The 22449-nt window shown below is 37.1% G+C and carries 22 protein-coding genes and 1 pseudogene; 5 read left to right on the top strand and 18 right to left on the bottom strand.

The features are described from left to right. Nucleotides 1-80: 80 nt before the first annotated feature. Together CEQ21_RS04260 and CEQ21_RS04255 are read right to left on the bottom strand one after the other, a co-directional pair. On the bottom strand, nt 81-368 hold the full coding sequence (locus CEQ21_RS04260; RefSeq protein WP_185763402.1) for a hypothetical protein: 288 nt from the start codon (nt 366-368) through the stop codon (nt 81-83). A 97-nt stretch (nt 369-465) separates the two neighbouring features. Next, nucleotides 466-1017: a GNAT family N-acetyltransferase gene (locus CEQ21_RS04255; protein ID WP_185763401.1), complete on the bottom strand. Its 552-nt coding sequence runs from the start codon at nt 1015-1017 to the stop codon at nt 466-468. Between the two features lie 303 nt (nt 1018-1320). Between CEQ21_RS04255 and CEQ21_RS04250 the strand changes: the two genes are divergently transcribed. After that, a complete protein-coding gene (locus tag CEQ21_RS04250; protein ID WP_185763400.1) occupies nt 1321-2154 on the top strand; it encodes a GNAT family N-acetyltransferase in 834 nt (277 codons plus the stop codon). On the opposite strand, the gene CEQ21_RS04245 is transcribed toward CEQ21_RS04250, so the two are convergent. The 4 genes from CEQ21_RS04245 to CEQ21_RS04230 form a co-directional block, all read right to left on the bottom strand. Next, nucleotides 2147-3046, bottom strand: a complete 900-nt coding sequence (locus CEQ21_RS04245) for a hypothetical protein (RefSeq protein ID WP_185763399.1) — start codon at nt 3044-3046, stop codon at nt 2147-2149. The two genes, CEQ21_RS04250 and CEQ21_RS04245, sit on opposite strands and share 8 nt — an antisense overlap. 114 nt (nt 3047-3160) lie before the next feature. Beyond that, nucleotides 3161-3919 carry a class B sortase gene (gene srtB / locus CEQ21_RS04240; protein ID WP_185763398.1) on the bottom strand — a complete coding sequence of 253 codons (759 nt, stop codon included), beginning with the start codon at nt 3917-3919 and terminating at the stop codon, nt 3161-3163. A gap of 75 nt (nt 3920-3994) precedes the next feature. Next, the gene (locus CEQ21_RS04235) at nt 3995-6178 is read right to left on the bottom strand and encodes an acid phosphatase (protein ID WP_213087326.1); all 2184 of its coding nucleotides are present in this window, start codon (nt 6176-6178) and stop codon (nt 3995-3997) included. Nucleotides 6179-6599: 421 nt separating this feature from the next. After that, entirely contained in the window at nt 6600-7481 is an 882-nt protein-coding gene (locus CEQ21_RS04230; protein ID WP_185763397.1) for a helix-turn-helix transcriptional regulator, read from the bottom strand. 139 nt (nt 7482-7620) lie between these two features. Between CEQ21_RS04230 and CEQ21_RS04225 the strand changes: the two genes are divergently transcribed. After that, nucleotides 7621-8094, top strand: a complete 474-nt coding sequence (locus CEQ21_RS04225) for a hypothetical protein (RefSeq protein ID WP_185763396.1) — start codon at nt 7621-7623, stop codon at nt 8092-8094. A gap of 37 nt (nt 8095-8131) precedes the next feature. On the opposite strand, the gene CEQ21_RS04220 is transcribed toward CEQ21_RS04225, so the two are convergent. From CEQ21_RS04220 to CEQ21_RS04210, 3 genes are all read right to left on the bottom strand, one after another. Beyond that, nucleotides 8132-8968, bottom strand: coding sequence for a Cof-type HAD-IIB family hydrolase (locus CEQ21_RS04220; protein ID WP_185763395.1), 837 nt, complete (start codon nt 8966-8968; stop codon nt 8132-8134). A 98-nt stretch (nt 8969-9066) separates the two neighbouring features. Beyond that, nucleotides 9067-9825 (bottom strand): alpha/beta fold hydrolase, encoded by a 759-nt coding sequence (locus CEQ21_RS04215; protein WP_185763394.1) that lies wholly within the window; start codon nt 9823-9825, stop codon nt 9067-9069. 202 nt (nt 9826-10027) lie between these two features. Beyond that, a complete protein-coding gene (locus CEQ21_RS04210; protein ID WP_185763393.1) occupies nt 10028-11086 on the bottom strand; it encodes a PrsW family glutamic-type intramembrane protease in 1059 nt (352 codons plus the stop codon). 550 nt (nt 11087-11636) lie between these two features. Between CEQ21_RS04210 and CEQ21_RS04205 the strand changes: the two genes are divergently transcribed. Beyond that, on the top strand, nt 11637-11981 hold the full coding sequence (locus CEQ21_RS04205) for a hypothetical protein (RefSeq protein WP_185763392.1): 345 nt from the start codon (nt 11637-11639) through the stop codon (nt 11979-11981). A gap of 216 nt (nt 11982-12197) precedes the next feature. After that, on the top strand, nt 12198-12410 hold the full coding sequence (locus CEQ21_RS04200; protein ID WP_185763391.1) for an alpha/beta-type small acid-soluble spore protein: 213 nt from the start codon (nt 12198-12200) through the stop codon (nt 12408-12410). Between the two features lie 155 nt (nt 12411-12565). Here the strand turns inward: CEQ21_RS04200 and CEQ21_RS04195 are convergent, their stop codons facing one another. From CEQ21_RS04195 to CEQ21_RS04185, 3 genes are all read right to left on the bottom strand, one after another. Next, complete coding sequence (locus CEQ21_RS04195; protein ID WP_185763390.1) at nt 12566-13483, bottom strand: tetratricopeptide repeat protein; 918 nt, start codon at nt 13481-13483, stop codon at nt 12566-12568. 235 nt (nt 13484-13718) lie between these two features. Then, entirely contained in the window at nt 13719-14639 is a 921-nt protein-coding gene (locus tag CEQ21_RS04190; RefSeq protein ID WP_185763389.1) for an iron-hydroxamate ABC transporter substrate-binding protein, read from the bottom strand. Between the two features lie 277 nt (nt 14640-14916). Further along, nucleotides 14917-15576 carry a serine/threonine protein kinase gene (locus CEQ21_RS04185; RefSeq protein WP_185763388.1) on the bottom strand — a complete coding sequence of 220 codons (660 nt, stop codon included), beginning with the start codon at nt 15574-15576 and terminating at the stop codon, nt 14917-14919. Nucleotides 15577-15778: 202 nt separating this feature from the next. Between CEQ21_RS04185 and CEQ21_RS04180 the strand changes: the two are divergent. Next, nucleotides 15779-16324: pseudogene (locus tag CEQ21_RS04180) on the top strand (flavodoxin family protein). Between the two features lie 263 nt (nt 16325-16587). Here the strand turns inward: CEQ21_RS04180 and CEQ21_RS04175 are convergent. From CEQ21_RS04175 to CEQ21_RS04150, 6 genes are all read right to left on the bottom strand, one after another. Beyond that, the gene (locus tag CEQ21_RS04175) at nt 16588-17121 is read right to left on the bottom strand and encodes a dihydrofolate reductase family protein (RefSeq protein ID WP_185763387.1); all 534 of its coding nucleotides are present in this window, start codon (nt 17119-17121) and stop codon (nt 16588-16590) included. A gap of 153 nt (nt 17122-17274) precedes the next feature. Next, nucleotides 17275-18333, bottom strand: coding sequence for a BtaManbiosPhlase (locus CEQ21_RS04170; protein WP_185763386.1), 1059 nt, complete (start codon nt 18331-18333; stop codon nt 17275-17277). Nucleotides 18334-18345: 12 nt separating this feature from the next. Further along, nucleotides 18346-19281, bottom strand: a complete 936-nt coding sequence (locus CEQ21_RS04165) for an MTP-1 family protein (protein ID WP_185763385.1) — start codon at nt 19279-19281, stop codon at nt 18346-18348. A gap of 32 nt (nt 19282-19313) precedes the next feature. Then, nucleotides 19314-20147, bottom strand: a complete 834-nt coding sequence (locus tag CEQ21_RS04160) for a carbohydrate ABC transporter permease (RefSeq protein ID WP_185763384.1) — start codon at nt 20145-20147, stop codon at nt 19314-19316. Continuing rightward, the gene (locus CEQ21_RS04155) at nt 20134-21009 is read right to left on the bottom strand and encodes a carbohydrate ABC transporter permease (RefSeq protein ID WP_185763383.1); all 876 of its coding nucleotides are present in this window, start codon (nt 21007-21009) and stop codon (nt 20134-20136) included. Before CEQ21_RS04155 ends, CEQ21_RS04160 begins: the two co-directional genes overlap by 14 nt. A 1-nt stretch (nt 21010) precedes the next feature. Continuing rightward, a complete protein-coding gene (locus CEQ21_RS04150) occupies nt 21011-22330 on the bottom strand; it encodes an ABC transporter substrate-binding protein (RefSeq protein ID WP_185763382.1) in 1320 nt (439 codons plus the stop codon). Between the last annotated feature and the right edge of the window lie 119 nt (nt 22331-22449).

Below are 22449 nucleotides of genomic sequence, written 5' to 3'. Positions count from 1 at the left end.
ACATAATACCATAATTTCGTTTTGGATTTATTAATGATCTTTCCGTATAAAAAAGACAACCGAATAATTCGATTGCCTTTTTAAGAATAACGTTTCATTAATTCATCTATGTATGCATTGCCACGGGGAGTTACGACCGCTTCCTTCAGAAATACGACCAGCACTTCGTCACGAGCACCTCTTGCATATTTAACATTGGCAATAATACCTTCGTGCTCCATTTTTTGCACCTCTGCATTAAACTCCTCTGGGGAAACAGCAATACCAACATCCTTTGGCATCGGCTCGCGTCCCTCTAATAATCCAAGTAGTATGGCAAATCTAATGGTAATAGAATTCTCTGTCATGATAACACCTCCGTATTCCATTATAGCGACACCTTGCGTGCTTGTCTTTTTATAAGTTTGGTATAATCCCTTTTCAGAACTATCTTTCAATTCATCCGTAGATTTGACTCAGAAAAACTTATTTCTTAATGTCACTAAAAGACATTCGGTGAAATGTATTAACATAAACAAACAATTCTTCTCCGTGTTTCTTCGTCTCTTTATTTGTCAGTGGAAGATACATCGCCTGATAGGTTTCAGGAACCCAAATATATGTATGGATATATGAAGTGAGATAAAAACCGCATGTTTGCCAAAATGCCATACGCCTTAAGTTGTCTGGTGTCGTTTCTGACTCTGCTTCGATAATTAACATTTCGTATCCTTCTGACATTGCCTTTTGGCTCATTAATGTAACAAATTGTTTGCCAATACCGTGATTTCGCTCTTTTTCTAATACGGCTAAATAGTCGATGAGCATTACCTTTTCATGTGTTAGTTTCCCTGTGAGTGCCATGACAATCGGTTTTGCATCACTGTAGCCCACATGAAGCTCTGCTATCCCCTTTGCCAGCATATTTTTGATAATTTTAACAGGCTTTGCCCCTTTTTCTCCGAATGCTTCTTTGTAGATGGTATTAGCATCCTGCCATAGCTCTTCGTCCCATTTTGCAACTGTTTTTATTTCCATGAAGATAACTCCAATCAAGCTTTTTACACTTATTTTACACCAATTGATGATTTGCATCCTTCAAATAGACTTTGTTAGGTTTTTATCAATGTTAAGTATAAAAGTTATCCTTAGAAATTAAGTTTATAGGTACTTTATAAATCAAACCGCACAAATAATAAGCATGGTTTGCATTTATCCTTTAATCAAGGTGATAATATCTGGATATTAGTTAGCATTATCAACTAATATCTTGTATAAATCTTGTATAAATCATGTATGATAGTTATATAGTGTTTTATAAGAAGTGAGGTGCTTGCAGTCATGCTAACAAACGAAGAATTAACCGCAATAAAAAACCTAAAGGCTATATGTGAAAACAAAGAGCGATACGAATTAAAGCTTAATTTTGATATGCTCGAAACTAGAAAAGGAGATGTACAGGAGGATTATTTTCATTATGAAGACGGAAAGCTAGTCGGATTTCTCGGTAGCTATGGTTTTGGGGATAAAGCGGAGATATGCGGCATGGTTCATCCTGACTTTCGTCGGAAAGGAATTTTTTCGATGCTGTTTAAAGCTTGTGTGAAAGACTTAAATGATCGCCAGATTGAGACTATATTGTTAAATGCACCTGCTGACTCTTCATCTGCAAAAAATTATCTTAAAAACCTCCCTTGTACGTATTATATGACCGAATATCAAATGAAATGGCAAACAACAGAAATGAATGTAGATCCTACTGTTGTTGTTAGGCCATCCCTTTCAGATGAGGATTTTGAAGCGGAAGTCCAACTGGATATTCAAGCATTTGGGTTTAAAGAGGAGGAAGCACGTCATTATAATGAAATACTTAGAGAAAACAGGCAAGAGCAAAGATTAATAATTGCAGTAGACGGGAAAACAGCAGGAAAAATGAGAGTTGCTGAAGTAAATAATGAAGCATGGATTTATGGGTTTGCGATCTTTCCGGCACTTCAAGGCAAGGGAATTGGCAGAAAAGCTTTATCCAGCATTGTTACCAACTTAAATCAGAAAGGTCTATCTATTTATCTTGAAGTAGAGGCTAAAAATCACCATGCGCTTAAGCTTTATGAAGCCTGTGGTTTTAGAAGCTACCATGCTCAAGATTATTATAAATATCACCTAACTAATTAAAGGACTCAGCCTGATGGTTGAGTCCTGCCTTTTTATAGACGAAAGTGAATACTCCCGAAAAGGTTTTACGATATAAGCCGTTTTTGCCAAATGCATAAAGAAACTTGCCGCGCATAAAAACCTGCCCACTTATTCGCTTTCCATTTTCATCAATAAGGTACACATTATCAGCAGGAGTAATGGTACGATTTCTTATTTTATAGCGCTTGATTGTATAGCTATCCACTTGGACAATCATGCTTTGGTGATCGAAGATAAATTGGTGAAAGGTATCATCACCTTCTACTACGAACCGCGCTACTTCTTGCTGTTCGCTAAGCTGTACTAGATGAAAATCAACGTAGTAGTAAAAATATACTTCCTTTGAATGTACGACATTTAGTGCGTAACAATCAGCAACTTCATAAGGACTGGCTCCCCAAAGCTTTTGTCCTTCAATAGAATAAGCAACTAACCCATCACTTCCCATAGGTTCACCATATTCATAATCCCCGAATACTCCTTCGTCAAAATAACTGACCCAAATAGTGTCTGTCTCATCAATTTGGACGCTATTAATACCATCACCAAGTGTAAAGGCACTGATTAATTGGCCATTCGGATTATAGCGGCGAGCATTTCGGGCAAGTTTTTCACCATCACCATCACATCGGGATTGAACAATTAAAATAGTACCATCTGAAAAAAAGTCAACCATAGACGGGATAAGCGGAACGTTTTTTAATTCTAAGATTTCATTTTTGTCATCTTTTAACATTCGAATTGTCCAATTTCTTTTAGGAACAGGCCACTGTCTATATTCGAGTTCCGGTAATTCGGTTTCTATCAACACTAACGTACCGTCATTAGTTATTTGACCATCAACATAATTCATGTTTGAGGTGAAATCCATCCATTTTTGCATCTTCAGTTTTTCTATTTTCATCACCCAGTTAAGAATTTTTTGCTATTACGCTATATCTTATGATTCTAGGTAAAAAGCGAATTCCCTTTATTTCACTTTTCATTAAGACGAAATCTTTTGCAATTTCCCATGAACGACAAGTCTGCCTTCATTCGGATCAGATATGTTGCTGCATGTTGATAATGTGATTATTTGGTCTTGTTCACTTATTGTTACGTTTGAGTCATAAATAGATTTATCTGTAATAGTTTGTAAATATTCCTTGTAATCAGCTTCACTGGAGAACTCTGTCTTTAAATAATCAAAACTTGTAGTTGTTGCATAAACAGAAAATATTTCCACCTCATAATTGTCAGCGTTTGTTTGATAGGAAAAACGTTTATGCTGGGAAAAGAAATCCACATCTAAAAACTTCTTCAATTCACCAAACATAGCGCCATTTTTCATTTCATGGCCATAAAGAATCGTTTGTCTGTTTGTCGTGTCTGGATTGTTTCGATAATCCATAAAAATACTGCCTTCTTTTGACGCTTCGTTTTTGTAGTTATGTGTTAAGTAATAATCATTATTTTTGGTCTGCAGGATTGGATAGTCAATTTTTGTATCAGCAATTGTCAACCAGCCAACTATATCTTCATTAATGTCTGTCAGACTTTGAAGAGGTGCAGTAGAAGCTGAATTATTTGCTTGTGCCTCTTTATGGTAAACTACTTGAATATCCCTCATGATTTCGTCGTTTTTCGCATAGCTATACACAATATCGCTAATTTTAAAGAGACTAAATACGAATATGACAAGAGAAATAAGCAGGATTAATGCTTGGATCCAGTTGATTTTTTTTCGCTGTATAGTTGTTGTCACGTTCATCCGCCTTTTATGCTTGAAATGAAAGATGCTCCTCTTTAGCCATGGCTTTAGGGGAGCTTGTTGAATGAATTATTGGTCTGCTTTATTCAGCTTTCTTTTCCAAAATACGATGGCAGCTGCTGCTGCTGATGCTAGTAATGTACCTACATATAAGAAGATGTTTGTATCATCACCTGTGTGCGGGTTCTTCACTGAACCTGTGTCCGCTGTTTTACTTCCTGTGCTTACATTTTCAGTATTGCTTCCTGCTTCATTAGTACTTTCTTCTTGCGTATGATTACCAGCATTATTGTTATCTTGATTTGTGTTTTCTCCATTTGTAGTTTCTTCATTTGTGTTATCGTCTGGGTTAACTGGTGTTGGATTGTCTGTATTGCTCTCTTCTTCGTTATCAACTGGTTCATCTGGATTCGCTGGAGTTTCAGGGTTATTATTATCTGTTTCTTCCTGCTCCGCTGATACAATACGGACTGCATTATCCACATATGCTACTTGATAGTTTTCAGGTAAGCCTGTTATTTCGACTGCAGCAAATTTGCTGTCATCAGCCAATGAGCTGTAGCTGATGATATTTGCATCCTCTGCAGGTACATAACCATCCGTAAAATGAAGCTTTAATGTACCCCCGAATGTAGCTTCTCCATCAATATTTAACACTTCTTCCTTGCTGCCAATCTGGAGTTCAAGTGTTCCCGCATCTGTTTGAGTAAAGTCTTGTTCGATTGTCAGACTGCTCGCTACACTTTCATTAACTGTTCCGCCATTATTGATTACATCACCTGTACCAAACGCCGTGCTTGAACTTGCAACTAGGGAACCTTCCTCAATAACTGTTCCACCTGCGTATGTGTTATCACCAGTCAGTGTTAACACACCAGTGCCAGCCTTTGTCAGCTTACCTGAACCAGCGATGTCGTTTTTCCAGCTATCAGCAGCATTAAAGCCGCCAAGTGAGCTGTCCATTGTTACATTTACATCTGTTTCAAAATCCTCATATCCACCAGCAGCTGCAAATAGATTTAAACGGCCCCAGCCTTCTGTGTCATCTAAAACAGGATATCCAGATGGCAAGCCAGTTGTATATAGAACCCAACGGCGCTGCATGTCATCTAAGTACGGGAAGCGTGTTTCTAATAAAACCTCTGCACCCTTTGGCACAACCATTTGTTTTGTTGTATCCCCAATCTGTTGAAAACCGTAAGTAAGACGTTCTGTATATTTTTGCTTGTTTGTTTCGTAATCACTATAGGCATCATAAGAAGTGCCTTCCTGTGTTAGCAGCACTTCATGTGCTTCTTTAAAGGCAGCTTCCTTCACCGCTTTATTTGCTGGATCATTCAATGCCGCTGCAGCAACAGCTGTCGACATAACTCGGCCGCCAATGACGTCAAGTGGTGAATGCATGCCTGCAACAATTCGGCTGTTTCCAAGCTCTGATGCTCTTGTTATCATTTCTTCAAACCGTTCTGGCACTGCGTAAGCAAGTCCGTATGATGCTAAATAAGCAGCATTCGTATGTCCGCTTGGGAAACCTCCGTCACTTGATGGGTCATCCTTTTTTGCTGGAACAAGTGTTGGCAGCATGCTTACATCCTCACTCCAACGGAATGGGCGTTTATAACTATAGTAAGCTTTTGCAGATGAAGTAGAAGCTCCTGTCCAGCGGATTGTATTAATAAGATTTACCATATTTCCGAGACTGGAATTAGTTTCTGCCCAATTTCCGTTACTGTTTCCGCCATCCTCGTATTTCACACTTGTTGCATCTTGAGGGATTTCATCGGGAATCGTTGTTCCAGCATTAGCACCTGCCTTAAAATTATCAGCATAAGGACCAAGACCTGTTATAACACTGTAGTTCTGATTACGGCGGTCACTAAGGTATGCATCCTTCGCTTCTGCTTCTGTACGGTTTTTCGTAATAGCGATAGATGTATTGATATTATGATTATGTACACTCTCATTTAAAACTGTGCCGTTATCCCAAGAATCTCCTGGCTGCCAAATATCTAAAAATCTGGAGAGCACACCGATAGAGGAGTTGGTTTCGGGGGTCATATTTGAACTTTCATTACTGCCATATACGTCAACATAATAGCCGTAAGATCCTGGTTTTGGTTCAATGGCAGAATTATCAGCTGCTGCCGACGCCGTATATGCACCTTGTGTAGTTAATAATGTTGTTAATAATAAGATTGGTATTGTAGACTTTTGATTTTTTTTATTCTTTTTCTGTACTCTTTTATTCGACAAATTTCTTTCCCTCTCTCTCCGTATTTAACTTTCAACGTAAGTTTAATGAATTATTGTAAATGCAGTGTGAATTTTATGATAATAAACGTTTAGATTTTGAAAACATTGTATAGTTATGTATTATTTTCGCGAAAAATGAAACTGCCAAATAGGAACGATGCGCTTTTTCGACATTAAAAAACCTGCAGAATTTTGTCTTATGCCGACAAATTCTGCAGGTAATCTTATTATGTTGAAATATTATGGGAATAGCTATTCTATTTAATTTAGTTCAATTATTGTAAGCTTTGTACCTCGTGAGTTAACAATTAATTTCTCTATAAGATATAAACAAGTAACGAAAGGCTATTTATACATTTTTCTGTATATTTCCCAATTGTCGGTTCATTAATAATTAAACTCTTTTGCACTTCTTGACCTGTTATTCCTCAAATGACAAATTCACTGGCTCGTCTAATAGCTCTTCAAGAATATCAATATTTGTTGTCGGTGTATGTTCATCTACTTCTTCAAACCGCAAATCATCTATCCATACTTGACCGCTGCCTGAAAGCAATACGCCAAATGCAATGACTGCACTATTTTTTGGTATATCCAAAACGATCGAATAATGATTCCACTCTGTGTCACCTGTAATGGGACGGTTGCTCATATTATCAAATTGCAAGACATCGCCTAAACTGTCATCCACTCTCATCCAAAAGCCACAGGAAAATTCTACCTGTCTTGATTTAATAAAACCTGATAGCTTTAACCTTTTACCAGCGTGTTTGTCTGCCTTGAATTGCTGCATCATTGTTCCGAATTCATGCGGAGGTGTCGTGGTAAGAGTTTTTAGAAATCCTGATGCTTTTCCTTTGTGCACAGTTTCTCGATCAATCCCAATCTCATATTGGGCAGGACTTGTGCCACTTAAATGCCAGCCTTTTAATAATTGCTTATCTTTCACGTCGAGTTCCTCCCTTTTTATTGTTAACTTAGTCATGACTTTTCGATATTGTCCTGGTGGCAAATGATAATATTTTTTAAAGGAGCGGCTGAAGGATTCCTGTGATTCAAAACGTAAGTAAAACGCAATATCGATTATTTTTTCATCTGTATATAGCAGCATGTTCGCAGCAGTTGCCAGTCTGCGGTAGCGAACATATTCAGACGCAGACACCCCTATTTCTTTTAGAAATACCCGATGGTAATGGAACTTCGAAAAGCCTGCTTTTCTGGCAAGAATAGCTAGCTGGAGCTCCTTCTGAATATTTTCCTCGATAAATTCAATTGATTGGCGAATAACTTCACTGTAAGTCATACTTCGTACCACCTATCTATAAGATAGCAAAATGTAAGGATGTTTTTTTGACATTTATTGCTTTTTCATGTGAATTAACTGTATAAGAAAAAAAAAACAGTAAAAAGTAAAAAGACATCTAAATTAAGGATTGATATGAATGAAAAAAAATAATAGGCTAGTCATTCTTATGACTGTTTTGCCATGGCTTTCTATTCCGCTAATTGGAAACAAGGCATTTAAAAAGTATTTTTTCGCGGCACTGACGATGAGCACATATCTTGTTTTCGAGGGAAGATTGGCTGAAAAAAGAAAATGGTGGTGGTTTCCGTATAATGTTAAACCAAATGTATTAGCCGAACTGCCTTTAATTGTCGGTCCGTTTCTTATTGGCTCCATCTGGATATTGAAATATACATTTGGTAAGTTCAATCTTTACCTTTTAGTTAATCTTGTTGTGGATTCCCTGTTTACATATGTCGGCATGGATTTATTAAAAAAAATAGGCTATGTAACTTTAGTCAGACTAACTAAATTTCAATTGTCCGTTATTTTCCTAATAAAAACGTTTGTATTGTATGGCTCCCAGCTCCTTTATGGAAGTTTAAGTGACCGTTTTAAAAAAGAAGAATAAAAAACATGCGGAAAAGCCAGGCTCTTCCGCATGTTTTTTATAGTAAACCGTATTTCTTAAAGCTGTTATAAATACCATGTTCGTCATGTGTATCTGTTATATCATCTGCAGCAAGCTTAACTGGTTCTTTTGCATTTCCCATTGCAATACCGTATTGGACGAATTCAAGCATTTCTAAATCATTTAAGCCATCACCATAAGCAAAACTATGTTGCTTATCCAGTTGCAAATGATTTAGAAGCTTTTCAATAGCGGTTGCTTTATGAATGCCTGGAACAGATAATTCTCCGCTGTTTTCACCGAAGATGGGAACTGTGCTTGAAATAACATTGAATTTTGCTGAGAATTCCTTACTGATTTCAGCAATTGGCAAGTCTGAACCTAAAAAGGAAATTTTATTTATATCTTCTCTGATCAAATCTTCCCCTTCAATCAAGCAATCATGAAAGGGCTGTATGCCTTTCTTCACTTCTTCTTCAGCATGAGGGTTTTCATCAAGAAATTTATCTATTATGTTTTGGATATGAGATTTACAATTCTTACTTGCAAATAATCCGCCATTGGATTCTAAATAAAAATCCACACCATGATTATCAAAATAAGCTACAATATCTCGCACATCTTCTGTGGCGACCTTTTCATGCAGCAAAACCTCTTGATCTATTTCAACATAACCGCCAGCCGCTCCGATAATCCCGTCAAAGCCGACCTCTAATATTTCTGGAAAGAGCTCTGCTTTAGAACGACCTGTACATATAAAAACTAAATGACCTTTTTCCCTTGCTGAACGTATTGCAAGTTTTGCTGAATCTGGTATTATTCCGTGATCATTAACGAGTGTTCCGTCTATATCCATAAATATGATTTTTTTCATACTGCACCTGCCTGTTTATTTAGTAAAGAAGAATTTTCAAAATCATTAGCTATGAAATAATAGTAGCAAAAAAGGCTTGTAAGCGCAATATTTTCATTTCAACAATTCTTTCTAGACTTCTGCACCGCTTCATTAATAATTCCAATAACTAAATTTGGCTCTGTTAACTGTGGAAAATGCCCACTGTTATTTGCTAACATTTGTTTGCTATCTTTTGATAAAGATAATAAATCCAGTTGATTTTTTCGTCTAATCGTTAAAGCTTCTTTCGGCATAAGCCGATTTTCCTTCGTTCCTGTTACGACATATAAAGGAATGTCTGGAAAGGTTTCACGAAGATTGAGTTGGCTAATAGTCTCTTTAACAAAATGCACTTCGCCGAGTTTTTTATGCTTAGATAATGAATCGAATATGGACAGCAATTTATTAATCGTTTTAATGATCTTCCCCTGATACTCATCCAGCTTCATATCCTCGGGATGGCTTGCCTCTAAAAAAACAAGTGCAGCTACTTCATCAGGATAAAGACGAGCAAAAAGGTTAGCGTACAAACCGCCAAGTGAATGACCAACAATCACATAAGGAGGCTTTATGCCAATTAATGATAGTGTTTCACGCAAAGTCTCTATTATCGCTATTCCGTCCTGATTTTCTTGCGGTTTGTCACTGCCACCTACACCAAGTCGGTTATAACAAAAAACAGAGGACATCTTAGAAACATCTTCTAACACCTTCATCCAGCCCTCAATAGGACCAGACCCACCATTAATTAAGATAATATTCGGTTCTCCACTCCCACAAACTGAATACTCCACGACTCCTTTTGATGTTGTTACTTTTTCCTTATTTATCTGCAAAGTCAACTCCTCCACCTTTTTGAATCTTTATAGTCTTATACGAAATATATGGAGTTAAGTTCCACTAATATGTTTAGTTAGCTAGGATTTGCTCGGTTTATTTTAGAAGTTCTTAGTTGCAATGTTTTAATTCGTTAGTTATTTTGAGTGCGTAAAATTATTTTCATTTTCATTATAAAAAAAGGAAGCAGTGTCCTGCTTCTCAAATTTTTAATTTCATTCTTCCAATCTCTTTTAAACCAGCACGAATCAGCAAAAATACTGCAACCCACGAGGCTGCCATGAGGCCAAGCTGTCCATATGGAAACATCCATGGGGCATCGTAATCCCAAAAAGCATGCAATAGTACTACTAATATAAACACACGCAAAAATCGAAAGCGCAGCAGCATGCTTAGTCTGAAATTTTCCGATCCCTGTACCCTGCAAAATGCTGCCCCTGCTAATGCGGACCAAGCAACATGTCCACCTGGTGCGAGTATCCCCCTCCACAAAATGGTATAGTACAAATGCTCCCCACCACCTGAAAGCAAGGCTCTTAATGCGTATCCCGCAGTTTCAAAGGCTGCAAAGCCCACACCAACAGCTGCTCCTATAAGAAGACCATTTAAAATAAATCTGTACTTTCGAAACCGCACAAATGAAATAACTGTGATTGTTTTGGCAAGCTCCTCGACAATACCTGTAGTAATGGCATTTGAAGTGTTTCTTAGTATATCAAAAAACACCAATGCGACTAGCATGGAAAGTATCCCGCCAAGCAACACGATATACATTACTCTGTAAAAGGCAATATTTTGCGGGGCATTCATTTCCCAAAAGAAAATTAGTGTCGTGAACGGAACTGCAAATGAGCCCGTTATAATCAGACCAGGAATAAAATTAGCATTATGAAAATAACTGACACCTATGTAAAACCCTGCAAATGTTAGAAGTGCAATAATAAAAACCCTTGCAAACAGCCACGGCTTCGGCCAAGTGTCTGTTACCTCTGACAGCTTTGGTGTTGTTAATGCAGTGCCCACGATAAAAAGCCTTTCTGCTTCTAATTCACTGTGATCATGGAATACACGTGAAAATATATTATTGAATTTTGGATTAACAGACCGTTCTTTGTTTGGAACCATATCAACATAATGAGCAAATTCGTAAAAGAAGCTGTTGTCGTCGCCAGGAGTATTATCTTTGATGAACTTCTCTCCACAGCTTATGCAAAACTTCACACCCTCTGGATTTGTATATACACATTGTGGACACTTCAAATAACTCGCCCCTCTTTTAACATTCTCTTCAATGAGTATGCTCCATTGAGTGTTGAATTATTTGAATAAATATTGTCATTGCTTGTTCATCTCACCATTGCCAAAAAATAATACATTTTCGTTTAGTTTAGCATTACTTGGGTATTATAAAACTAATCATGATTTACCGAAAATATGTTTTATTACCTTCACTAAAAGCCTTCACCATTATGTGTGAAGGCTTTTAGTGTGACATTCCTTCTAAAGTAATTGGACGACCTTATTCAGAGAAAAAAACAATAAAACGCCTCAGGTTTCCTTAACAACTACTTTTACTTCTCTTTTTTCCAGTTCAATCAATCTACTTAATCGCCCAAAAATATCCTATATTCAACAACAAATATTTCAAAGGAATTATATGTAGATACTTATAAACATTTTGTTACGTTTTTCTCCGGAATTTTCCGCATAATTGGTGCTAAAAATCCATGCTTGTCCTAATGTATTTAACTATTTCAGCTTTTAATTTACGAATACACTATTTAAGAATAATGAAAAAGGAGGGGAAAATATGAGTAGAAAACCATGGTTCTTAGGTGGAGGTAATAACAATCAACGCAATAACGCCGATTCTCGCTCAGGGGATAGTGACAGTCGTTCTAAATCCAATGTAGATTTTGATGTTGATAATGATTTAAGATCAGATACAGAAGTGGATAATGATAACACAATCAAAAACCTTGATAAAAACACGAATGTTGCGAAAGTAAGAGATTCTGGAAATGCGAAAATCGACTTAAACATTGATGTTAATTCCGATTCTAAAGCACGTGTGCAATCTCGTTCCCGTGCTAACGCTGATGCAGATCAAGATCAAGATAACGACCAAGACAATGACCAAGATCAAGAAAGTTGAATCAATTGCTAAAACGAGAATGCAAAAGCATTCTCGTTTTTTGTTCGTTCCATTCCTCTCTTTTTAGTAAACACGATTTACGAGGGTGGCTTTCGAAAAGAGAAACTAATAGCAACAAACATGGATAATCCTGCATTCAATAGGTATTCTGGCAAAATTTACACTACATTACTTAACAGTGAAAGGAGATGATAATCGTCAAGGAGGTGAAATACAATGGCAAACAACAATAGCAGCAACGACCTATTAGTGCCAGGTGCTGAATCTGCACTTGAGCAAATGAAATATGAAATTGCACAAGAATTCGGTGTTCAGCTTGGTGCTGAAACAGTAGCTCGTGCCAACGGTTCAGTTGGTGGTGAGATTACAAAACGTCTTGTAGCAACAGCTCAATCACAATTAGCTGGTCAACAAGGTACAACTCGCTAATAATTTTCTAATTTAATATATGGCTTTGAGACTATCTGCTTGCAGGTAGTCTCTTACAATACAGAAATCAATCATGTACGGGATTATAATTGTAATGGAGTTTTGGTAAAAAGCAGATATTATTTTCTAGAGCGTTACTTCCTCTATTTTAACCTCTACACTTCCTTAACTTCTGGATTACCGTGTCGTTTACAGCCAAATAAATAGCAAGCTGTTTGTATTTGTGGCTCAAAGTGCAGTGGCTCCTTAATACCTTCAATTGCTGCATCTATCATTTTTTCGTACTCAATTATATGTGTTTTAAGCTCTTTTATTTCTTCTTCCTTCTCTTCCTCGGTCCAATCATCAAAACACTCATCTCCAAAACCTTCTTCTAATTCTAACTGTTTTTCCTTGATTAAGCTTTCTACAATGTTTCTCGCCTTTTCTATTTCACCTGCCTGTACAAGGCAATAAATATACCTGCTTACCCAATGAGGCTCCTTGAAATATTCTTCCCAACCTTTATCGTACCAATGATTTGCCTTCATAAACGAGTTAATTTCTGCATATAAATCTGCCAAATCTACTTCACCAACAAACTCCTCATCCTCTATCGTAAATGTATCTAAAAGTAACTCAGCTCTATCATTACTGCCAAGCTCAATTAAGCATTTGACATGAGAATATAATGCATAGTCAGAGCTTCCAGATGCTTTCAGAAAAAAAGCAGAAGCATTTGCTTTATCTCCGGCCTGGAAAAACGCAACACCTAAATTATTATATGCCTCTTTTGTAGACAGCATCTCCATTCCTCTTTTAAGAATCGGGATCGCTTTATCAGGTTTTTCTATTCTAATATATATTTCTCCGAGTAAATGATAAGGAAAGTGCGAATTTGGCTCCTTAACAATTGCCTCCTCCAGCAAAACAATAGCTTGAAGAAAATCATCCTCCTCATAACAAAGCATCCAGGCTAGATTATGTAAAGACTGCACATTCCTTTCCTGCCTTACAGCTTCCTTAAATAGCAACAGTGCTTGATCCAACTCATTGTTTTCATATAATTCAATCGCCTTTGCATTAAGATTCATGTTAGTTCCTTTCCAATCAAATAAAGTAAATTCTCTTTAAATGGATTATAGCATTTCTTCCACTTAAATCTTTTAGAAAGTCACATTCAATTGATATGTCATTGTTCACTAGTTTAAATTTCCATCTGCCAACAAACAAATCTTAACCGAATTTTATTCAATAACAATACATAGGCCTTAAGTAATTTTACGATAAGTAAAAAAGCGCACCTAGTCGATGCGCTTTTACTAAAAATTATTTCAAGAAATTCTCTTTAAAGAATTCTAATTGATAGTCTAAAGAAATTGGATCATTGTAGATAAATTCGTATGCATTTGCTTCCATTACATGATTATTTTTCACAGCAGGAATTTCTTTATAAACATCTGTTTCCTGGTATGAGTTATCTTGGTCGTTATATTTGCTGATTACTAAGTAATCGCCAACGTATTCTGGAAGTACTTCAGAAGAAATTGTGTAATAGCCTTCTTTTTGAGCCATTTCTTTTACTTTATCAGGCATTTTCAAGCCCATTTGTTGATAAAGTACTTCTGTTCCTCTGCCCCAGTTGTCGCCAAGAACATACATGCTCTTATCATAGCTTTCTAATACAGTAACAGTTGCGTCTTCACCGATTTTCGCTTTAACTTCTTCTCCTGCAGCTTTCGCATCTGCTTTAAAGTTATCAAGCCATTCTTGTGCTTCTTTTTCTTTGTTCAAAAGCTTTCCAATCTCAAGATGCTGTGTCAAATAGTCGACTTTATTATATGTATATGACACAGTTGGCGCGATTTTTCCAAGCTTATCAAGGTTTTTCGTTGTGCTTGCAGCAATAATCAAATCTGGCTTAAGCTCAGCGATTTTTTCGATATTCTCATCTGAAACAACTTCGATATCTTTATTAAGTTTCTCCTCATAGCGTGGATTAGTCATTGTCCAAGAGTCAACTCCAACAAGGTTAACACCAAGTGCCAAAACATTACCTGCATTTGTTAATGCAACAACTCTTTGTGGATCTGCTGGAACTTCAATTGGTCCATTTTCAGATTCATATGTAATAGTGTCAGATTCTTCTGCACCTTTAGCATCTTCTTCTGTTGATCCTGTTGTTTTGTTACCGCATGCACTGATAATTAGTACGAGTAAAAGAATGAATGGTACAAGTAATTTCTTCAAAGTATGAGTCCCCTTTTAATGTAATTGCCACAGATGTGGTTCTTTTTATATTGATATACTGTGCTAAGATTTCTTTAATTCAGCCTCCTCATTATCACCTTATATGTTGAGAATGATAATCATTTGCGAATGAAATAATCATAATATCGTTTTCCTTTTATGTCAATACTATTTAAATTTATTATGATAATTTTCTTACATTTTTGACAAAAAAAATAACCGACATCAAGTCAGTTATTTTAGTAGAAGGGCTATTCCTATCTTAGAAAGATATTTTTTAGTTTTGCCATTGAAGTTTTCGTCGGATTTTTTTATAGAAACGATAAGTATGCCTTATAACATCTAGTGCTTTAAAAGGAATTTTCACAGGGTATTTATATAAGGTTTTTTTATATAATTTATTATATGCTTTGACTAAATCCTCCCATTTCTCATCTTTCCCTTGTTTATAAAAATCGGAGACATCAACAACAAACCCTCTGCCATCCTTCATCATCACGTTTTTTCCGTGTATATCAAATGGATTTAAGCCTCGACTTCGAGCATATTCGAGCGCTTCATTGATATCCTTAATAACTGTTTCAGGTATCCTTATTCCTTTTGCGAAAGCATTATACATGGTGATGCCTTCTAGTCTTTTTAAAACAAGATAATTATCTCCCTCATAAATTAGTTGGGAATAACTTGGATGATTGCCAAGTCTTCTGTATATATCTGCTTCCTTTTTTAAATTCTCTTTATCGACTATATTTATTTTAACGACTAGATCTGGTTCTGAATAATGCATGAACACAGCCGCATAATTACCAACCCCGACACATTTCCAGCCGATTGGAATATGCTCGACCGTTACCGGGTTATGAGCTTTTTCGCTCTTTATAACTACTTTCTTTAAAAGCTCTATTTCTATTAAATGAATAAATTTCTTCTTCATCATTCCCCTCCGCTACTTGCTATTTTATCATCTTTTCCTTATCGTTCCCTTAACTTGAACAGAGAAATTTTTACAAAGTGAAAAATAATAGAGTAGCTTATCCATCGAAATCATCGATGCAAATAATCAAAATTATCTGCTTTCCCCATTTACTTATTCCATATAAAATAAATAACTATAATCATTTGTTAAGGAGTGAGGAACAATGTCCGTTGCTGTTATTTTTTGAGGTACACGTTCACAAAGCAATACAAAAACGCTAACCGAAATAACGCTTACAAACGTTAAAGCAGAAAGAATTTATTTAAAGGATGTTCATATTGAGTCCATTATTGATAAACGCCATGACGCTGCGGGATTTGACAATCATAATGATGATTACAATTCCATTTTAGACCGGATTCTCCTTCATGATACTATTATATTCGCAACGCCTATCTATTGGTACAGTATGTCAGGAATAATGAAAAACTTTGTTGATCGCTGGTCCCAAAGCCTAAGAGATGCTGATTATCCAGATTTCAAACAATAAATGGCAGCAAAAAAAGGATATGTTATCGCAGTTGGAGGCGATGCTCCACATATAAAGGGCTTGCCGATGATTCAGCAATTTCAGTACATCTTTGATTTTGTTGGTATGGACTTTGCAGGCTACATTCTTGGTATCGGCAACAAACCTGGAGACATACTGGCTGATCAGAAGGCCATATATGCTGCAGGTGAGCTAAACAGACTACTAAAAACCATTTGATAAAAAAGAGGCTGGGACAAAACAAAAGATAACCTTTCTAAACACGAATAATAAAATTACATCTAAATATTAAAAATGAAGATTGGGTCTAAATTGAGTAAGGAGTTAAATTAGTGCGTTTCATTGCGCGCTCGTCCACTCGCTTTCTAATTATTGTATTGAAACAAATAAAACAAAAAACCGAACCATCTAATCGATTTCGAATAGATGGTTCAGTTTTTATGCTGATTCATATACTTATGTCACAGCCTCTTTTAAAGAAGCTATACATGCTGCACTTCATATTGGAGCTCGACGAATTGATTAAATGTTTTCGCGCTTTTTAACTGAAGATTTAGCTTGTAGTCCCCAGCTTTAAATAGGGGAATTCCATCGCCAATGACAACAGGAGCAACGGTAACAATCAGCTCATCTACTAACCCCTTTTCCAAGAATGGATGCAGGATGTTACCTCCGCCAACCATCCAAATATTTTTGCCTTGTTTGCTTTTCAAGTCTTGCATAAATGAAACAAAATCTCCTTGGACAAATTGAACATGCTCTGTTGCTTCTTTAGGTGTTCTTGAAAAAACATAACATTCTTTCCCTTTATAAGGGAATTCACCTTTCTCCTGCTCCATTATCCAGTCATATGTACGTTTTCCAATAAGGATAGTGTCAACTGTGTCATAAAATTTTGAATAACCGTTGTCTCCTTCTCCTTCGACCCGGAACAGCCAATCCAAGGAATCATCCTTTGTGGCAATATATCCATCCAAGCTTTGTGCGATATATACAACTAGCTTTCGGTTTTCCATCGTGCACCTCAACCTCCCTGATAAGAATATACGTTCTTATTTATTTATTATATATTATTTTAGTATTTCCTCAAAATTTTTCATCAAACAATACTGTATGAAAGAAGTTTACAAAAAAACCAAAACAGTAGATTATCTGTTTTGGTTTTAAACTTAGTAATATGTCAATGAGTCTAGAACTTCCTTCAAATCCATTTCAATACATGCCATGGATGTATCTGCAGCTCCATAATACATTTTTATAATACCTTCTTCTACTAGGACACCACAGGAAAACACAACTCCTCCGAAAAATCCATCTGTTTCGTAGGTCGCCTCTGGTTCTACTAATGGGTGTTCTGATCTAGCAATAACCTTTGCAGGATTATTAATGTCTAATAAAACAGCACCCATACAGTAACGATGGTCTTCTGTTGCCCCGTGGTATAACTCTAACCAGCCTTGATTTGTCCTGAATGGCACTGCACCTCCTCCAATTCGGCCTGCGTCCCACTTCCCTATTCTTGTACCGAGTAAATGCTGGTGGTTTCCCCAATGAAGTAAGTTTTCAGATTCAGCAATCCAAATTTCGGGAGATGCATTGCTACACGGAACCGGTCGGTGGAGTGCATAATACTTTCCATTTATCAATTCAGGAAATATGGCGACATCTTTATTTTCTGGAGCGAAAATCATGCCATGATAATGTATTTCTTTAAAATCCTTTGTTGATACCATTGCTTCGCCAACACCTGCTTGGGATGCAGCACTATAGTAAATATAATAGGTATCCGCTATTTTTGTTATTCTAGGATCTTCAATTCCTAATGATTCTAATTTATTTGATGGATAAATAAATGGGTCCTTATCTATTGTAAAATGACGCCCATCTTTGCTGCGGGCAATCCTTAAATACGATAAGGAGGTTAAGTAGGACCACTTGTCTTGATTTGTTTTTCTGATCACGCGAGGATCTGAAAAATCATACTGCGGATCACTCTTAAGAAATTCATATATCTCCAGTGTGCTAGTGCAAGAATTATAGACAGGTGCTTTCACAATATCAGGATTATCACATAACGGTCTTTCTGCTATGCGAACGAGCATTATTATTTCTTCTTGATACACTGTTACACCCGCATTAAATGCACCTATTACTTCGAATCCTTCATGATGCGGTTTAACATCATGAGGTGTTAGCAATGGATTTTGTTCGTAACGATAGATTTTCATCTCACAACCTCCTTAGGTTTCATATGGTAAAAAAGGGTCTGGAATGGTTATTTTTTGTGCTTCTGCATCACTAATCCCTGCATACAAATCAGCGGTTTTATCAGGTTTCCGAATTATTCCGCCACTAAAAACTACATCTTGTAAATCCAGCCGTTTAGATGGTCCTTCCTGAAAATTAGCCCGGGCTGCTATTATCTTTATGTCTGAATAGTAGCCAGTTTCAGGATCAATCATGAACACCATCGGATAATAATGGCGATTTTTTTGGTTATCAAATCTGGCAATATGTCCTAATACACCAACTTTTCCGTTCGAAAGCGCATGAGCTTCATTAACTCCACCCCATTCATCATACGCAAACTGATTCTCTAACAATGGCGTACTATCTATTTCTTCCACTGTTATTTTGTCTAACGAAGATAACCGCTTAAAGCCTATTTTGCCTCTGCCGCCCTTTGCTCCTTGTGGTCTTGTAAACATACCGACAGTACCGTCTAGTAATTCCACTATTCGTAAATCCTTCATACCATCAGGTCCTTTTGCAAACTGTTTTAAGTTAGCTATTGTACTGCCTTTCATTAAAATAGTTCGCCAGCCTAATGAATGCTTTTTTGTTGGATGGGGAAACGTTTCGACTCCTCCGAATAGAAGCTCTCCGGCAATTTTAGTCACAAAAGGATCTTGAAGCTTAAATACTGGGGTATCGCTTCTCTGTTTCCATTCCCCATTTTTTTGCGTAAAGAAGTGAACCTCTGATTCCTCACTGTCCCGTGACTCAACTCTTCCTGCAATTGTTCCTTTTCCGTCGTCCTTAAATGGTGCTGTTATATTGTATACATCCTTAAGACCAACATTTGTAAATCTTAACCTTTCAGGATTAGTTGTGTGAGGATTACTCTGAAATGCCGCTAACAATTCTTTGCATGTTTGTATATGTTTTTTCGTCATCGGTTCACTCCTCTAAACCATTTTGCCACCATTTATTTTAATGTAAATTGCATACCCTCTTGGAATTTCTTCGTAAAGAAAAGAAATAGAATTATAATAGGCAATGTCAGTAATACAGAAGCAGCATACATCGGTCCTGGATAACCGCCGTATGGTCCAAACATTTGCGATAACAGCACGTTAAGTGTCAGCATATTCTCACTCTGGATGACAAGCATATCCCATAATAATTCTGACCATCTTTCCATAAACAAGAACAGAAAAACAACTGTTGTTATTGATTTTGACATCGGCAGCACTACTTTCGACAAAATCTGCAGATGGCCTGCCCCGTCCAGTTTGGCTGCTTCTAAAAAAGTATCTGGAATTGCCCGAAAAAAGTTCGTATACATAAACACAGCCCATAAGCTCAATGCTTTTGGAATAATCATCGCCCAATAAGTGTCATACAAACCTGCATTTTGTATCATCAAAAACGATGGCACTAACAAAATTATCGCTGGGAAAAACATTTGAAATAGGATGATGTTATCGACTGTTTTTCGTCCTTTAAAATTCATTTTCGCTAATGCATATGCAACAACAGCACCAGAGACCATCATAAGTGCAGTTGATCCTGCAGAAACAATGACACTATTGAAGAATGCACGTATCCATGGCCTCGGAACAGACACATCACCACCACCGAACAGCCATTCATATGAGCGTAATGTGAACTTAGCTGGCACCAAACTTTGGTCCACTTGATCCCACACTGCAAATGAACTCATCACCATATACAGATATGGAAAGACCATTATACATAAAAGCACGCTTGCGAATATATAGCGGAGCAACAACAATCCTTTTCTATTAGACCCAACCATTGCGCTTTCCCCACATTTCTAAAAGTTTTCTTATGACGAAAATGGATAAAAACGTAACAACAGAAGCAACAATGGCTACCGCAGAAGCATAACCAGCTTGCAAATTTTTAAAGGCTTGCGTGAAGATTTCCATTTGCCATGTATTTGTTGCATAATCCGGTCCGCCTCCAGTTAATTGATATACTTCTGTGAAGATGCCGAATGTAACACCGATAGATAGAATCATTACTGTATAAATTGCTGGATAGAGCATTGGCAGTGTTATCTTAAAGAAACGCTGCCAAGCATTTGCACCATCGATTGCTGCTGCTTCATATATTTCAGCATTTATACTTTCAAAGCCAGAGGTAAGGATTAACGCATAATAACCAGTAAATTTCCAAGCGATGATAAATGCGACTACACATAATGCAACAAAAGGAGAACCAAGCCAATCAATATCCATGCCAAACCTTTCTCTTAATGTTGTGTTAAGGGGACTATTATAGGAAAGCAATCCTTTAACGATAAAGGAAGACACGACTCCAGATGCTAAATACGGCAGGAAAAATCCGATTAGAAAGATACCTTTAAATTTAGGAAGCCCATGAACGATTGCCGTAACAATCATAGACATGACGATAACCAATGGCACAAACACTGCCATAAACTTAAAGGTAACAAGGAATGCTGCTTGTACTCCAGGAGACCGGAACACTTCTAAGTAATTAGCCAATCCCTTAAGATTGTATTCTGGTGATATTAAGTTCCAATCAGTTGTTGATAAATAAAAAGACCATACTAACGGGATTGCAAAAAATAGGATGGCATAAAGGAGGTATGGACTGGCAAAAAACCAGCCCACTCCATTTTGCTTTCTCAAATCAAAGCCCTCCCTCTATTGCCTTTTTCATGTCATTCCACCCGTTTTTTGGAGTAGTTTTTCCTTTTACAATTGGATTGACAGCATGTTGGCCAATAAAGGTTTGCAGCTCGTTATATTTTGGATTGTCGATTGACGGAATTCCATTCGGGACAGCATTCGCATACGGCTGCAGTGCAGGATTTTCACTGAAGAATGTTGTAAAGGCTTCATTTTCAGCTAAGTCGTCTCGCGCAGGAGGCAAATTGGTCTGTTCAAGCCACTTTAAGTCATGCTCGGGGTTTGAATACACCCAACTGATGAATTTCATCGCCGCTTGTTTTTGTTCCTCTGTTGCTGAGGCATAGATAACTAATCCTTTCGTATCCGCAAATGTTCTTACATTTTCTGTATCCATGTTATTGGGAACAGGTGGTGGTGCAAGTGTAAAAGTTTCTCCGTAAACCATTTTTGGAAACTTTTCTTCCCAGTATGTCAGCGTCCAAGGACCAATGTCAGTGAAAATACCTACACCTGTTTCAAATGGATCTGTAACTGTTTTTAACAAATAGGCATTTTCTTTACGCAGATTATCCATGAGGGTCAATACCTGTAATCCGGCATTATCATCTGCAACTAACTTGTTTCCTTCAATGAAGTTATTTCCTTCTGAGGCAGCATCATACAGCATAAAGAAATCAAACCATCGCTTCCACGCTGTCGGATCAGCTAAATCAGGCTTGGCCCACAAAAATTTATCAGGATACTTTGCCTTCAGCCTTTTTGTAGCTTCAAGCATTTCGCTATATGTTTTAGGAGCCTCATTAATTCCAACCTCTTTTAAAATATCCAATCTCCAGCCAAATAGCATCGGATTAGAGTAGATAGGCAGTACATACTGATTCCCATCGGAGAATTCCCACGGTTTAACTGTTTCTGTCATGTTTCGCTTTGCTATAACGTCTTCCCAGCCCTCTATTTCATTTAGAGGCACAAGCGCCTTACTTTCAGCAAGCTGTGCGGCAAATCCGCGGTTTATATTTTCAGACATAGTAGGAGCACTTTTCCCGGCAATTGCCGATTGTATGCTAGCTTCTGATGAAGGACTCTCCTTGATAGCGCTAACATTTATGTTAATCTTAGGGTTTTCTTTTTCGAATTCCTTGGCCATTTCTTTCCAATAGGCTTGTTGCGGAAGATTTGGCGCAGCCCAAAATTCTATCGTTGTGACTCCTTTCTTATCTGATTCTTTTTTACCGCCACCACTGCAACCTGCTAAAACCGATACCGAAACTGTTGCTGCCACCACTAAAGACACCACTTTAATAAGTTTTTTCTTCATGATATCACCCCGTTTAGATTTCATTACTTTACCAGAAAAGCATCATCTGGAAATCCATTTCAGTAAGGTCAATCTCTAAATTACAAGTTGAATTACTAGAAATTATTTATAATTATTGT

The sequence above is a fragment of the Niallia circulans genome, from assembly GCF_007273535.1.
Lineage (GTDB): Bacteria > Bacillota > Bacilli > Bacillales > Cytobacillaceae > Niallia > Niallia circulans_B.
This window is presented reverse-complemented; position numbering and strand designations above follow the sequence as displayed.